Raw genomic sequence first — 15,315 nt, 5'->3', positions numbered from 1 at the left:
CTTAGTCCCTGCCACCCTTTTCATTGCTCCCGTCCGGATATTTGCCCCTTTGCCGGACGGATTTTTCCCAGACCACCCAGTTAAAAACTTAAATAAGTATTTATAATATTTAATATCATCAAAGTTTAATTATATGCCCACCAAAAATAAAATGGCGGACTTTTAATTTACACCTAAAAATAATCATTGAAATCACCACGAAAAACCAACCGCCACCACCAACCCACAATATATCGAATCGATAATTATATTTTTAATTTTTATTATCTGGAAAAAATCCTACAAATTGCTTTCTACTAGTTTAGACAGCTTTGAGAATGTTGTAGCCCGCTCGCTGAATGAATTTTAGCTCATGATTTATTCAGCTGGTTACTCAACATCTTCCTACCTCTGGCTTGACTGGCTGGTTATTAGGGCTTAGGTGCTGTCAATACAAAGCTTGACAATCAACCTCGCGGACTGGACGCCCAAACGTCTTTATGGAATGGACTCCATTTTTTATTTTAACTAAAACTTTTATTTTAACTAAGAGTTTAAATTCTTCATCCATATGAAGAAGAGAACTTCTATTAAGCTTTAAATTAGTTAGCTAAATTTAGGAGATACGATACAATGAAGTTCCCCGCTAATACTAATGAAAAATTCAAGTTGAAATATTCTAATTTATTTTTAGCCTTTGCAACCTTCATCGCAGTTTATTTACCAGCATATGCGGCACTCGCCAAGCAAAATTTTGAAATATTTGAATCAGAAAAATATGAAAAAGTAAAGACAACAAAAAAACTAGAGTTTGGAAAAGAAAGCAAGCGGTTCATTGTTGAGTTGGAATCACCAGCAAGCAAGCTGCATACGGGTAATTTAATCACCTTAAGTTCAAACGATTATACTCAACACCTAGAACAACAACAGCAACATTTTGCCTCAAGTCTGGCTAAAACTTACGCTGGATTTACACTTGAAAGGAGCTTTAGAACTCTATTTAACGGTGTCGTAATAGAGGGGGCCAACGCAACACTGGAACAAATAGCTAGCCTGCCTGGCGTAAAAGCCGTTTATCCCGAAGTCATGTATCATTCAACGATGGATGCATCAAACAACATCATTAATAGCGAAGCAATGTGGAATGCTGTTTCTGGAATAGAGAATGCTGGCAAAGACATAAGGGTGGCCGTGATAGATACAGGAATCAGCCCCACAAATCCAATGTTCGCAGATGACAATTTTCAGGCGCCAGTAACAAACATGCCAACAGACGATTATTGCTCAACGGTAAATGCCAATTTTTGCAATAACAAATTGATCATCGCACGTTGGTATACCCTACATTTCCTGTCTGCAATCAAGAGCATTTAAATCCTCTTGATTACAATGGCCACGGAACTCATGTTGCAGGTACAGCAGTAGGAAACCGAGTTTCGACCACATATCAAAAAGTTGACCTAACGCTATCAGGCGTAGCACCAGCAGCTTACCTCATGTCCTACAAAGCACTGTTTAGTACTGAAGATTGCATTAATACTCGCGGCTCTAATGTAATGTTAATGCAAGCCATTGAAGATGCTGTCAATGATGGAGCCCATGTAATAAATAACTCTTGGGGAGGCAGTGCTGGAGACCATCCAGCAAATAGTCCATTCAAAACTATGTATGAAGCCGCTGAGGAAGCGGGAGTAGTGATAGTGACCGCAGCAGGCAACGATGGCTCAGGTGGTGCTCAAACAATAGGCTGTCCGGGGTGTATTGAATCAGGCATTACGGTAGCAAATAGCACCACAGGGCGTTACTTTGCTAATAAGTTAACAGTAGACAACAAAGACTACTTGGCAATGCCTGCCTATAATTCAAAGTTAAGCAGGAACATTGAACTACCTATCATCGCTGCTTCGCAGCTAACTGAAGGTAATACCGAGGCATGTGCTCCTTTTACCGATGACAGTTTTAAAAATGCAATAGCATTAGTCTCTAGAGGGACATGTGACTTTTCAAAAAAAGCAGCAATGGTTCAAGCGGCAGGGGCTAAAGCACTAGTTATACACAATACTCCCGGCAGTTTACCATTCAGCATATACGTGCCGAACAACTCATTGCCAGTAATAATGATAACAGCAGAAGCAGGCAACGCCATCACTAGTTTTTTAAGCACACAAGAAACTACCGCAAGAATAAGTGCCGAAATAGAGCGATTCATTGCTCCAACCAATGCTGACATTGTTGTAAACAGCAGCTCTCGTGGTCCAAATGGGGATTTTTCGGTACTAAAGCCAGATATTACAGCTCCAGGGACAGATATTCTATCAGCTATTCCCGCAATAAACGGTGAATTACCCGCTACCGCTATCTTCTCAGGGACGAGTATGGCAAGTCCCCATGTCGCCGGAGCCGCCGCCTTGCTTCGACAGCTAAATCCCAATTGGACCGCAAACGACATAAAAACCGCATTAACATCCACTGCGACATCAAGTGGTATTTTAGACGAAAAAACCTTTACTGAAGCAACCGTCTTCGCAAAAGGAGCTGGACGGCTAGACCTTGATAGAGCGAGTCAAGCAGTGTTAACCTTCGATCGCCCTTCTCTCGCTTCGGATTGTGTAGGCTTATGTACTTATTCTCATACGGTCCACAATAAATCGGGACACACAACGACTTGGGATCTTTCCTTCGAAGCCGGCAGTATTGGAGAGACTTTTCTAGAAATTTCACCTTCAACATTGGAACTACAAGCAGGTGAATCTGCACAGTTCCATACTAAAGCTGACGTATCTCTATCTGAAGATGAAAGCTGGATTTTGGGTGATATATGGTTAAAAAGCAGAGAACACACTGACGCTCACCTTCCTGTCGCAATTTTGTCCCAACATAGTAGTAATTCCAACTTAATCTCGGTTGCAGGTCCTAAAAATAAGATTTTAGCTAACGATGAAATACCGATTAGTGCTCGATTCAATAATCTAATGTTCAATAATAGCATCACCATAGAGGCTCAAATACCTAATGGTACCGTCCTCACTTCAGTAAACGATGTAAATATCAATATAAAAAATGGACAACAGTATGGGCTCAATATTGACGAAGCGGCAGGAAAAATCATTTGGTCAGGACAACTTCAAATACCAAAGCTCAACTTAACAAAAACCAATCAGACCAACACAAGTATATTTAACTTACCTTCGCTCATCACACCGGAATGTGAACAGGATTGCGATGACGTTGCCTTCACTCTAAATACGCCAAATTTCCTTTTTAACTCCAATATATACAGTAAAATCACGATTTCAGATAATGGATTAGTCTTAATCGGTGGTGGTTCAACTGCTGGCACCAACAACAATACGCCACTCCCTGATACAATGAAACCCAATAATATATTAGCTCCTTTATGGGCTGACTTTTCCCTCAGTGAGAACAACCGTAATAACCAGCAAGGTGGTCAAGTTGGGATTGCTTTGGCCGAACAAAATGACAAAGAATGGATAGTCATTGAATGGAACAATGTAAAACTAGTCGAAGAGCCAAATGCTGGCACGTATACATTTAGCATATGGATCAGCACATCTGAACAAGAAGAGATTACCTTCAATTACATTAATATTCCGGCGATGCCAAGCCAAGCAACAATCGGAGCGGAAGATATTAGCGGAGCAAACGGCGATACACTCTATTTCAATAGTGAGAATGAATCTGTAGCCGTGACAAGTGGCGAGCAAGTACAAGTTGAAGTGGCCGATATGGGCCAGCTTGAAATTAATTACCAAGTCCAAGCGAAGCTGTTCGAGTTTGGCTCACAATTAGGAATTGAAACCGATGAAGAGCAAGCTGTCACAATTAATATTTTAGAAAACGCCAATACATCGGCTAGAAAGGTTGCTCAAATGTCTGCGACCAGTAATGGAACTACCTTCAAAGCACTGGATGCCATTGAAATACACCCTAATGGTAACGTAGGTAACCCCAAATTAGTCAGCCCGCCAGATAATGGTACAGTAGTGATTTCTCACTCAGGAATTGCGACTTATACTCCTGTAAGCAATTTTTTCGGAGTGGATACGTTTACTTATACTGTAGAAGATCAAACTGGGAATGTATCTACTCCAATTAAAGCTAGCATAGTAGTTAATAACATTAACGATGCGCCGACTATGTCACTTACAAAAAGTGTAGCGAGAAGCAAAGTAGGTCAGGCAATAAGTTTAAAGTCAAACGCTATAGACTTAGATGGTGATTCACTAAACTTTTTATGGACCCAAACAGCTGGAGCAGCACTTGAATTTGACTCTCAAGCAGAAAACATAGTCATCACACCAACTAAGCAAGGCAACTACTCGTTTAGTCTCGAAGTTACTGATAGTAGTAGTAACGTTATAGAATCGATCAACTTTACCGTTGAAAATAAAGATGACGATGGCGGCGCCATGCATTGGCTGATTAGTGTATTGATGCTTCTCGGCTACCGATTAAATTTTAGCCGAAAAACGTAAACAATAAACGAATTTAGCCCAATAGAGCCGCTGTTCTTGTACCTATACAGGGGCTCTATCTTAATAGAAGTTATTCGTTAATAGCCTATTATGTCCTAGCCCAAAACATTTCTATTCAAAAACTAATTTGCTTATTTTCCACCGATACTCTGAGAGCTAAACACCAAAATATCGCCTGGCTGACACTGCAAATAGGCACAGATCTTCGCTAACGTCTCAAAGCGTACCCCTTTCACTTTACCGCGCTTAAGCAAAGACAAATTGGCCTCAGTGATATCAATGGCTTTCGCTAACTCCTTTGAGCTGACCTTTCGCATCGCCATCATCACATCTAAATTAACAATAATTTCCATGGCTAGATAAACTCTTTGTTTTCGGCTTCAATTTCTTTTGCCGCTTTGAGTAAGTAAACAATCACTAACATCAACAGCAAGGTGGTGAGATTACCAAAGTCGATAGTCAGTTCTATCTCGGTGGTTTCAAAAAACTGACTGTGGTAATTACCCACCGCAATATTACGGCCAATATCTAAGAAAAAGTCCGCCACTTTTAGCCAAATTAACCACAAGTAACAGCGCATTGGTTCGGTGGCAAAAAACAGACCTTGTTGGTAGTAAGCCAACAACTTTTGCAGCCAATACACCCCTAGCAACATGGTGACAAATTGCGGTAGCACCATCATGAGTAGCACACTGTGACTGGCACGATCGTCTTGCCAAAGTGCTTCTGAAAGCGCACTGCTACCTAACCTAAGCTCACCGTTGAAACCCAGTTGATAACCCAAGTAGCCAATAACAACCGCAGTCGCCAGCAAAACTAACCCCCGCAGATATCCACTTAACTGACTCAATTTGTTCATCTTGTCGTTCATGACGTCGATCTTCTCCTACACATTGATGCCCAAATCATAACACACAACAAAAAATATTCGCAAAATAATATTAAATTATCGTTTTACAATAATTATTTTATGTAATAGGCTAAATAGCAACTTAGCAATACAGTCATCAACCACGATGATGCGGATGCGTTATATCAATAAGGAACAGATTATGAGCCATAAATTATTACTTTCTTCACTGCTACTGACCGCCAGCGCCGTCAGCGGATTGATGAGCGGTTGCAGCACCCAACAGCAGCAAAACCTAACCCATTCCGTCGTTGCGCCAGTGAGCAGCACGGCTGCGGTACTGCCTATTGAGGCGTTCTTTAATGAACAAGGGATTAGCGATATTCAAACATCCAATGATGGCAAGTGGCTGGCCTTTTTAAAGGACTATCAGGGGGCAAAAAACCTCTATTTGATGCCTGTCGGCGCGGCGTTGAGTGACGCCCAAGTCATCACCCAATATTCAACTCCCATTGCCGGATTTCAATGGTCACTCAACGACAACCAACTGTTCTTTGCCAAAGATACTGATGGCAACGAAAACACTCAGCTTTACAAGCTAACTTTTGATGCGACCAAGGCAATCTCGGCGCAAATTCAACCGTTAACAGACCAAGTAGACAGTCGTTATATGTTGCTAAGACAGCCAAAGCTTAACCCTGAACAACTTATTGTCATGGCTAACCATAGCCAAGCGCAGCGACTCGATCTGTACCGTCTCAACATCAAGGATGGTTCAATCACGCCTTTAATGGAAAATACCCTAGGCTTCGGACAAATAGAGGTCAACGATAGCGGCGAGCCCGTATTAGCGGCCAACAGTAATCCAGACAACACCCGTAACCTGTATATTAATGAACAGGGGCAGTGGCGTGTGTTGCTCAGCACAGACTTTGGCGAAGAGATTGATATATTGCGCATCAATACTGAGCGCAACATCGCCTTTGTTAAAGCCAACATTCAAGGTCGCGATAAACAACAATTACTGAGTATCGATCTTACAACCGGCAAGTTAACCACATTGCATCAAGATCCCCGCGATGAGTCTGATGTCCATGAGGTGCTATTTGATGATGCTGGCAGTCCGATTGCGGTTTCTTACTATGGCGGTCGACTACGTACCTACCCTTTAAACCAGGAATTTAAACAGCACTGGCGGACGATTAACGATCACTTCAAACGAGACGTAGAAATCACCGTCAGCGACCGTAACCAAGATACCGGCCTGTGGCAGCTGCATGTTGCCAGCGACACCGATCTGGGCAATGAATATGTCTATGATGCCAACACGGGAAAAGTCTCTGTACTGTTAGCCCAGCAACCGAGTATCAACCCAAGCTTGTTATCTAACAAACAATCCATCCACTATACCGCTCGGGATGGCGTGACGATTCAAGCCTACTTAACCTTGCCACAAGGACAAAGCAAGCAACTGCCTACAATCATTCTGCCCCATGGCGGCCCTTGGGCACGGGATTATTGGACCCTAGGTTCTGGTTACTTCAATCCGGTGGCACAGCTGTTAGCCAACCGAGGTTATGCGGTATTGCAGCCAAACTTTCGCGCCTCAACGGGCTTTGGTAAGCGCTTTTTGAACCTCGGCAACAAAAACTGGGGCACAGGCAGTATGCAAGACGATCTCACCGATGGCGTCAACTACCTGGTTGAACAAGGTATTGCCAACAAGCAGCGGGTTGGCATTATGGGGGCATCTTACGGCGGTTATGCCGCGCTCGCCGGGGTAACGTTCACACCCGATGTCTATCAAGCCGCCATTAGCTATGTTGGGCCATCAAGCCTAATTACATTGATGGAAGCGTTTCCGGACTACTATCGCCCCTATTTGGGTCAGTTCTATAACGCGGTAGGTGACCCAGAAGTCGCCGCAGACCGCACCGATATGCAGGCCAGATCGCCAATTAACTTTGTCGATAACATTAAAACGCCGCTATTGCTGGTACAAGGTGCTAATGATCCGCGTGTCACCCAAATAGAGTCTGACAATATTGCCAAAGCCCTAGTCAACAAGTCGCTACCGGTTGAATACATTTTGGCGAAAGATGAAGGTCATGGGTTTCAAAAGCGCGACAATAAACTGGCTTATATTCTCGCCATGGAACGCTTCTTTGCTAAACACTTAGGTGGCAAAGTCAGCCCAACCCCGTCCGTCGCACTGGGGGATCACCTACAAAGTTTAACCGTCGATGTTAAGGCGCTATAAGTACCATAGACGCGTCTGGGCATAAATGGTCTCTGCGGCTTCCCCCTAAGAGACTATTTATGCCTCCACAACTTACTGTGGCGCGATATAAACACCCTTGATAATCCCCAGTCCAAGACACCTAGAGCAGAATAAAAACAACAATATTAATTTAGCCGCCAAAGTATCTGATTATTTATCAGACACAACCAACACTAATAGGTAAAACAAAAATAGGTAAGCCTTACCTAAAACCATCCACGAAAAATAGCTTAAAACAAACTTAATTAAAACCGACATCCCGGATTAAACTAAGATACAAACCAGTTTACTTTAATCACTTCCACTTATAGTCTGACAGGCGACAAACTCAATATATTAGCGTATTCACGCTACCTTAAAGTACTACTTTTAGCCGCATAAATAGAACATGCAAAGTTATTTCCCACAACTGGCACTGATATCTACAGTGAGACATAATTAAAAAACGAAATTAATCTCAACAGCAGTAAAAATGGAGTCCTCGACAACAAAACCGTTGACGCCAGATTTCTGCCCCAGCCTTTGTCAGCTAGAAAGTAGCAGCGACATGCTAGCTAGTTCAGTGGCTATCTTGTGTAGTGACTGAAGTAGCAGCGACATGCTAGCTAGTTCAGTGGCTATCTTGTGTAGTGACTGTTTTGTCTAGTGACTGTCTTGTGCAATAGCGGGCATGTGCCACTAGGCACCCTGATGACGGCAGTAACAATTCACTTCAATAATTTTCATCTGCTGATACAAATTAAGCAGGTTTAATCATGCTCACTTAGCTAATAGATTTATACAACTAATAAAAAACCATAAAACAAACCTATATTAAAAGATGTTCAATCTAGAGTGCTACAATCACAACAACCAGTAAACACAGGTTTCAACAACTAAAAGTGAAACAAACAAAAAATCTGCAAAAAATATAAAAACCCCATATTACAACCAAGGCCAACAGTCTATATTAAGATAACGTTGCACAGACAAATAATAATTATTTAATTATTATTATTTATTGGGTGAGTATTGACATCACAAGATAAAGTTAAATAAATTCCAAAAAGGAAACACGATCAACTTTATTTAAAAAGGTAACCCATGAAGAAAAATATAATTCTTGCCTCGTCAATATCGCTGCTTTTGCCATTATCTGCTTTTGCTGGCTCATCTCAACAGCCAGTTGCAGATAGTGTTATTAAAGCCCAGCGATCAGCACTAGCGGCAAATACTGCTGGGCAAGGATTTGGCCCCCAATCCCCCAGAAACATTGATAACCTAGCAGGCGAAAATCAACGCACATTTGCTGCTGCGCCTCACTATAGCAAGATGAATCTATGTAACATTCATTTCCATAAGAACGCTGAGCACCAAGGGGGGGAATTTACTCAATATGCGGGTAATGGTAACGGCAAAGGTTATCACTCTGGATACGTCTATGCAGGCGAACTGAGCGAAAAGGAACTTACTCCTATATCGGATATTATTGGGGGTGAAAAACACAGTCTTAACCCTGGTGACACCATTGAAGTACACTACGTTCATTCAAGTGCCGATGTAACACCTGGGCCAACCCTAGGGGCTTGTTTAAGCGAATCAATTGCCAATCCACAGCTACGAGTGGAAACCCAAGTTTTTGTGCTCGTTAATGACACCGATGCCGCCAACTTTATGACCTTAACTGAATTAGGCCAACGTAATGGCTACCATCAAGCATTAAATATCCCTAATGATACTGGCACTGCCATTGAATATGCCGGCTCAACAACAGGGCCAAGCTTTAATGAGCAAGCCTCACCACTGCAAGTTAGCTGGAGGGTCCGTCCTCAAGTCATGAAAGTAGACATTCACTCAGTGGGTCAATGGTTAACAGGTAACGTATTTGATGAAGATCATGCCCACGGTGTGCGTAACTTAGTCACCAATCCCAAGCTACTTTCCAATGCCGGTGTAAACTAGCAAACGGCCTTTCCAGTATGTTTTACCCTCGAATGGTAAAGCATACTGGATAGTTTCCAGCATAACTCTGCTAGCCAATCAGTACCAAAGGCTGCAGTAACCATTGCCATAACCAATTTACTATCCACACTAAACAGTCACTCACCAAATATCCGCACACCAGCGTCGCTTTCATTGCTCTTCCCGCCTTCTATCATCCGTAAGCCTGTAATGGCTGCTTTTATCCTGCTACTAGCTTTACTAGCTTAACTAACTGATAAATATTGAAGTTGAATATTGGTGAAAGCCGCAGTAATAGACGGTGAAGCTTGGTGAAAGCCATTGATAATTGGTGAAAGCTAAGTAAAGTGGAGATTAATTCCTCAATAACGCCCGATAAAAACAATAATAAAATGCTTAAGGACGGCACTATCAATATTCGTTATCAGTTTGCGGATCTCACCCTCAACACCCAGCTGGGCACCTTAGTTAACCAACAAGGTGAAGAGATAAAGTTGCCATGGCTTAGCTATCGTTTGCTATGGGTATTATTAGAAGCCTCGCCAGCGATTGTCAGTCAGCGCGAATTGATTGCCGCGGTGTGGCCCGATGCGGTTGTTGGTGACGAAACCTTAAAGCAACGGGTCAAATTGCTGCGCCGTGCGCTGCAAGATAATGCCGCTGCACCGCGCTATATCGAGGCCATTCGCGGACGTGGCTATCGCATTATTGCCAACGTCGATGCCACTCCCATAGCAGAAACCGGTCAGTCCAGTCGGCTAGCTTTAGCCACAGATACTCATATTAGTCCCAGTAAAGGCAGCAATTATCCGCTTTACTGGAAAATGACCTCATTGGGTTTACTAACCTTACTGATGCTATTTGTCTGTATGGCACTGCTAATGTCTGCCAGCGCCCCCCTACAAAAAACCCAGCAAACCACCGCCCAAAGTGCCACAGCTCATAGCTTCGATAACGAACTCTACCAAAAAGGCCTCGATTACTACCATCGTTATCGTGCAGAAGATAACTTGCATACCATCGACCTATTTCAGTCTGTTATTGCCCTCAGCCCTCAAAAAGCCGAAGCCTATGCGGGTTTGTCCGACGCCTATAGCCAGGGGGTATACCAGTTTAATGGCCCTAATGAATGGCAAACCTTGGCGATTGATGCGGCGTATAAAGCCATTGCACTACAGCCCGATTTGGCCCTAGGTTACAAATCGCTAGGACTGGCCTACTACAACAAGGGCTGGCTAGTTAAGGCGATCAATGCCAACCTCAAAGCGCTTGATAAGCACAGCCAATTTGCCGAAGCGATGGCCAACGTGAGTTACTTGTACCGAGAGATAGGCCAGCTAAAACAAGCACTCAGTTGGAATAGTAAAGCCTTGCAACTTGATAGCAATCACTCGGTTAACTTAGTACATCGCGGCCTTATTTATATTGCTCTTAACCAATATCTGCAGGCTGAAGGCGTGCTCAATAAAGCGCTGCAGCTACAACCTGACTCGCAGCTTGCCAGTACCAGCATGGGTCAGTGGTATATCAGCCAAGGCCTTTATCAACAAGCTGTCAGTCACTATCAGCAACTACTCACTAAGCCAACTAACCAAGCAAATTTGGCGTTTACCTATGGCTTAGCCCAAGCTCAATATTACTTAGGTGACTATCGACAAAGTCAGCAGCTGGCCCAATCCCTAAGCGCATCCAATAACCCGCAGCGTCAACAACAAGGTCAGCTACTGGGATTTTTCTGCCATGTAGGCACTCAAAATGCCGCTGTGTGGCAGCAAGATGCGACGCTAGCGGCTAAGTGGCAACAATTGATTAGCCATTATCTCAATCAGCAGGCAAGCGGTTCAGACAGGGGCAGCGATAGCTTGGCATTGGCGATGTTGTATGCCAGCGCGAATGACAGCTCCCAAAGCCAACGCTTCCTTATTCAAGCGATCAATCAAGGTGTGCTGCAAAGATCGCTAATTGAAGATCACCCCAGCTTTGCCCTGCAAGTGGCGGAGCCGCAGTTTCAGCAATTGTTGAGCGAAATCGATAAACATATTCTCGCTCAACAATAGCTAGCTTAACCACCTATACAGGAAAGCGCTACGCCGGTGTGGTGGCTTGTAGCGCTTGACGTTGCTCGGCGGTGAGCTTAACAATTTTAAAATCATAGTAAGCGTAAGCGGCACTGATTAGCGGGCAGATAAGATTGAAGAACGCAAATGGCAGATAAGCCAAAGTCGCGACCCCCAATGTGCTAGCCATGTAGGCACCACAGGTATTCCAAGGCACCAGTGGACTAGTGATGGTTGCTGAGTCTTCTAATGCGCGGCTCAAGTTCACCGGCGCTAGGCCATAGCGGCCATACTCCACTTTCAACATTCTACCGGGCAGCAAGATCGCAATGTATTGATCGCCGGTGACTAAGTTGGCGCCAATCGCACTGACTAAAGTGGTCATAATCAGACTGCGGCCAGAGCTAACTAACTGCATGATGCTTTGTAGTATCCGTTGCAAAAGCCCAGTGCGTTCCATCACGCCACCAAACGCCATGGCACAAATAATCAACCAGACTGTGGTCACCATACTGCTCATACCGCCGCGGCTAAGTAAGTTATCTAATACCTCACTTCCGGTGTTGGCCACATAGCCGTCAAACATGGCGACCCACAAGCCTTTAACCAACGCCAGCAGCATAGGTAGATTGCTGTCGTTGGCTAATGCCAGCACCCCATCAAATTGGAACACTAACGCGCACACAGCCCCAGCTAACGTACCTAATATCACCGTAGGAAAAGCGGGCATCTTTTTATACGCTAGCAGTAACACCACCAGTAAGGGTAACAGCAGCAGTATGCTCGGTTGATATTGCGCTTGTAATACCGCCATAGTTTGTTGCAGATCGTTTTCAGCTTGAGTGCTGCCGCCACTGAGTCCTAATAAAACAAAGCCGATAAGCGCAATAATAATACTCGGGGTAGTAGTCCAAGCCATGTGACGAATATGGGCAAAAAGATCGCTGCCAGCAACAGCAGGAGCCAAGTTAGTGGTATCAGACATGGGTGACATTTTGTCGCCAAAGTAAGCGCCAGAAATGATGGCGCCCGCCGCAATTTCGACACTTAAGCCCATCACACTCGCCACGCCAATAAGTGCAATACCTAAGGTGCCTGCCACAGTCCAAGAACTGCCAATACTGAGCGCGACTATCGCGCATAGCAGACAAGATGCCGCATAGAAGTATTCAGGGTTAAGTAGCTTCATGCCATAGAAAATCATGGTCGGCACCGTACCGGACAATATCCAAGTGCCAATTAACGACCCGACGGAAAACAAAATCAACAACGCGCCTGTGGCGAGGCCGACACCTTTTACAATGCCTTTTTCCATCTCTGCCCAGCTATAGCCGTTTTTGGCACCGACAATCATGGCAATACATGCGGCGATAATCAGCGCGATTTGATTGGCGCCAGCAGAGCTGTCGGATGAGAATAGATACACCGCCATCGCCAACATGACGACCAATGCCAACATAGGAGTCAGTGCATCTATCAAAGTGGGAGTGCGGTGTTTTTTACTGCTTGCCTGTGGCGTTGTAACCTCTTCCTGAGGCGGGGATCCTGCTGCCATGGTCAATCCTATTATTGTTATTTTTTGGTATTAAATAGCCAGCAATGTTTACATATAAGCAACAACCTTGTCCAATCAACGCTGGCCTGCAACCCGCATGAATACTGGCGTTATCAGCTATTAATCACTAAAAATTCATTACTAAGGCGTTAATCGTATTGTTTATGCATTTAATGAGCATAAACACGAATTGCTCAACACCTCTATTTGGCGAATAAAGCGAGCATGTGCCTTTCAATTATTGCGGCTATCCCTTAAAATCTGCCCCTAAATGATTTCCGCTCAAAGGCTTTTACACCATGCAACTAACGGCACTGACTCAACCTATCTATGATCACCTTTATGCTGATATCCATCAGTTTCGCTCGACCTTCGATCTGCCAATTGAAGATCCCAGCAGCTTAGATGACCAAGCCGACACGCTGCATACGTCATTGGCGATTGAAGAGTTAACAGAATTAGCTGAAGCTGATTGCCGTGTAGAACAGGCCGATGCCATTGTCGATTCGGTTTACGTATTAATGGGCCGTTTAGTGCACTTAGGTGCCAGCCAAGTTAGCGATCGTCTAGAGATCAGCTATCTGATTGATCTGCTGCTACACGTTGCCAAGAATCGCGACATCGATTTCATCACTTGCTGGGATGAAGTGCATTCAAGCAACATGAGTAAAGTTTGTCGCAATGAGCAAGAGTTGGCTGAAACCGTTGAGTTTTATGCTAAACAAGGGGTAGAGATTGTCGGCAGCAGCAAAGGCGACTTTATCATTGCTAAATGTGCTAAAGACGTCGATATGGATGGTAAAGTCGTACGCCAAGGCAAAGTCCTTAAATCTGTCTATTATCGTCCGGCTGACCTTGCCAAGTTAGTCAAGTAACCTCGCTGCCAAGGCTGCTGTCGATGACAGTTGCCTTGTAAGCAATGCCTAAGTAACATTGACCTAACGGTAGCGTTTCTTAGACTAAATTGACTACCGTAGCGGTACAGCGCAACGTAGTCACCAATAATCACTTAATAAATTGACGAACCAACATGCAGTTAGCACCGATCACTCTATTTAAGTCTCTATCCGATCCAATTCGGCTCTCCATCTTGTTAATGCTCAAGGCAGAAGGTGAATTGTGCGTGTGTGAATTTAGTGAGGCACTGGATGAAGTGCAGCCGAAAATTTCGCGTAACTTAGCACTACTAAAAACGGCAGAGATAGTGGTTAACCGTCGTCAAGGGCAATGGATCTATTATTCAATTAATCCCAATTTGCCGCAGTGGGCACAGCAAGTGCTCAACGAAACTTATTCAGCAAACCAAGCATTAATTGCCACCCCTTTGAGTAAGCTGAACGCTGTTGGCGATACCCAAAATCGCCCCATGATTTTATGTAAAAAATAACCTAACTTGCCAGAATCTGACAAGTTAGGTCTAAGTGACACAAAAGCCCTAAAGCTTAATAGATAGTTTTGACATTAAAACTGCGAATGTAATGCACATTCGGTTGGGTGCCAGCCTCCAGATTCATCTGTTTGCTGCCATGCATCTTTATCAGACGCGAAACTTCACTGTTAGGATCGGCTAAATCACCAATCACTCTCGCCCCAGATGGACAAGCACTCACACAAGCAGGCAACAAGCCCTGATCTAATCTGTGGTCGCACAAGGTGCACTTTTCTGCCGTTCTGCGTGGACGCGTCTGCGGATAAGTGTCTCCACGTTCAGGGTTAACATACGGGGTGGTTTTGCTGCCCGTTTGCTTAAGTAATAAATGTGGTGACGCCGTACCTTGAGCCACCAACACACTGTCATCTTGCCACTCACGATGCGGCACTTGTCGGTTATAACTGATGACGCCATACGGACAAGCCCGTACACACTTCATGCAGCCAATACACTTATCGTTATCCTGCAATGTTAAGCCGCGCTTATCTTTGTACATCGCCCCAGTTGGGCACACATTAACGCAAGCGGCGTTATCGCAGTGGTTACATAGCGTCGGCACATAGCTGTATTTCACGTCAGGGAAACGACCTTCAGTGACGTTGATATGATTCGACCATTTAATGCCATCCGCGGTGTTGTTTTCTGTTTTACAGGCTAAATCGCATCCGCCGCAGCCTACGCACTTTTGAAGATCAATGACCATTCCTAATTTCATAATATGCTC

11 protein-coding genes are annotated in these 15,315 nt (G+C 44.2%); 7 read left to right on the top strand and 4 right to left on the bottom strand.

What is annotated here, in order from left to right; translation table 11 throughout:
- Positions 1-612 precede the first annotated feature (612 nt).
- Positions 613-1,353, top strand: a complete 741-nt coding sequence (locus tag L865_RS24605; protein ID WP_051484630.1) for a S8 family serine peptidase — start codon at positions 613-615, stop codon at positions 1,351-1,353.
- On the top strand, positions 1,311-4,475 hold the full coding sequence (locus L865_RS26030; protein ID WP_169732702.1) for a S8 family serine peptidase: 3,165 nt from the start codon (positions 1,311-1,313) through the stop codon (positions 4,473-4,475). The genes L865_RS24605 and L865_RS26030 overlap by 43 nt, the downstream gene beginning before the upstream one ends.
- Before the next feature lie 131 nt (positions 4,476-4,606).
- Here L865_RS26030 and L865_RS0114655 read toward each other — a convergent pair whose 3' ends face one another.
- Together L865_RS0114655 and L865_RS0114650 are read right to left on the bottom strand one after the other, a co-directional pair.
- Positions 4,607-4,828, bottom strand: a complete 222-nt coding sequence (locus L865_RS0114655; protein ID WP_028773920.1) for a helix-turn-helix domain-containing protein — start codon at positions 4,826-4,828, stop codon at positions 4,607-4,609.
- A 2-nt stretch (positions 4,829-4,830) separates the two neighbouring features.
- Positions 4,831-5,346, bottom strand: a complete 516-nt coding sequence (locus tag L865_RS0114650) for a DUF2975 domain-containing protein (protein ID WP_028773919.1) — start codon at positions 5,344-5,346, stop codon at positions 4,831-4,833.
- A 181-nt stretch (positions 5,347-5,527) separates the two neighbouring features.
- Between L865_RS0114650 and L865_RS0114645 the strand changes: the two genes are divergently transcribed.
- The 3 genes from L865_RS0114645 to L865_RS0114630 all read left to right on the top strand — a co-directional run bounded on the left by L865_RS0114645 (position 5,528) and on the right by L865_RS0114630 (position 11,604).
- Positions 5,528-7,585, top strand: a complete 2,058-nt coding sequence (locus L865_RS0114645; protein ID WP_211237702.1) for a S9 family peptidase — start codon at positions 5,528-5,530, stop codon at positions 7,583-7,585.
- 1,104 nt (positions 7,586-8,689) lie between these two features.
- A complete protein-coding gene (locus L865_RS0114640) occupies positions 8,690-9,547 on the top strand; it encodes a delta-class carbonic anhydrase (RefSeq protein WP_028773917.1) in 858 nt (285 codons plus the stop codon).
- A gap of 347 nt (positions 9,548-9,894) precedes the next feature.
- Positions 9,895-11,604 carry a winged helix-turn-helix domain-containing protein gene (locus L865_RS0114630; protein WP_157577593.1) on the top strand — a complete coding sequence of 570 codons (1,710 nt, stop codon included), beginning with the start codon at positions 9,895-9,897 and terminating at the stop codon, positions 11,602-11,604.
- Between the two features lie 28 nt (positions 11,605-11,632).
- Here L865_RS0114630 and nhaC read toward each other — a convergent pair whose 3' ends face one another.
- The gene (gene nhaC, locus L865_RS0114625; RefSeq protein WP_028773915.1) at positions 11,633-13,159 is read right to left on the bottom strand and encodes a Na+/H+ antiporter NhaC; all 1,527 of its coding nucleotides are present in this window, start codon (positions 13,157-13,159) and stop codon (positions 11,633-11,635) included.
- 299 nt (positions 13,160-13,458) lie between these two features.
- Here nhaC and L865_RS0114620 point away from each other — a divergent pair, with 299 nt between their 5' ends.
- Positions 13,459-14,034 carry a nucleoside triphosphate pyrophosphohydrolase family protein gene (locus L865_RS0114620; RefSeq protein ID WP_028773914.1) on the top strand — a complete coding sequence of 192 codons (576 nt, stop codon included), beginning with the start codon at positions 13,459-13,461 and terminating at the stop codon, positions 14,032-14,034.
- Positions 14,035-14,189: 155 nt separating this feature from the next.
- Positions 14,190-14,546, top strand: coding sequence for a metalloregulator ArsR/SmtB family transcription factor (locus L865_RS0114615; RefSeq protein ID WP_028773913.1), 357 nt, complete (start codon positions 14,190-14,192; stop codon positions 14,544-14,546).
- 55 nt (positions 14,547-14,601) lie between these two features.
- On the opposite strand, the gene arrB is transcribed toward L865_RS0114615, so the two are convergent.
- Positions 14,602-15,306: an arsenate respiratory reductase iron-sulfur subunit ArrB gene (gene arrB, locus L865_RS0114610; protein WP_028773912.1), complete on the bottom strand. Its 705-nt coding sequence runs from the start codon at positions 15,304-15,306 to the stop codon at positions 14,602-14,604.
- Positions 15,307-15,315: the final 9 nt, after the last annotated feature.

The organism is Shewanella waksmanii ATCC BAA-643 (genome assembly GCF_000518805.1).
Lineage (GTDB): Bacteria > Pseudomonadota > Gammaproteobacteria > Enterobacterales > Shewanellaceae > Shewanella > Shewanella waksmanii.
The sequence above is the reverse complement of the archived record's forward strand: the minus strand, read 5'-3'. Positions and strand labels throughout refer to the sequence as shown.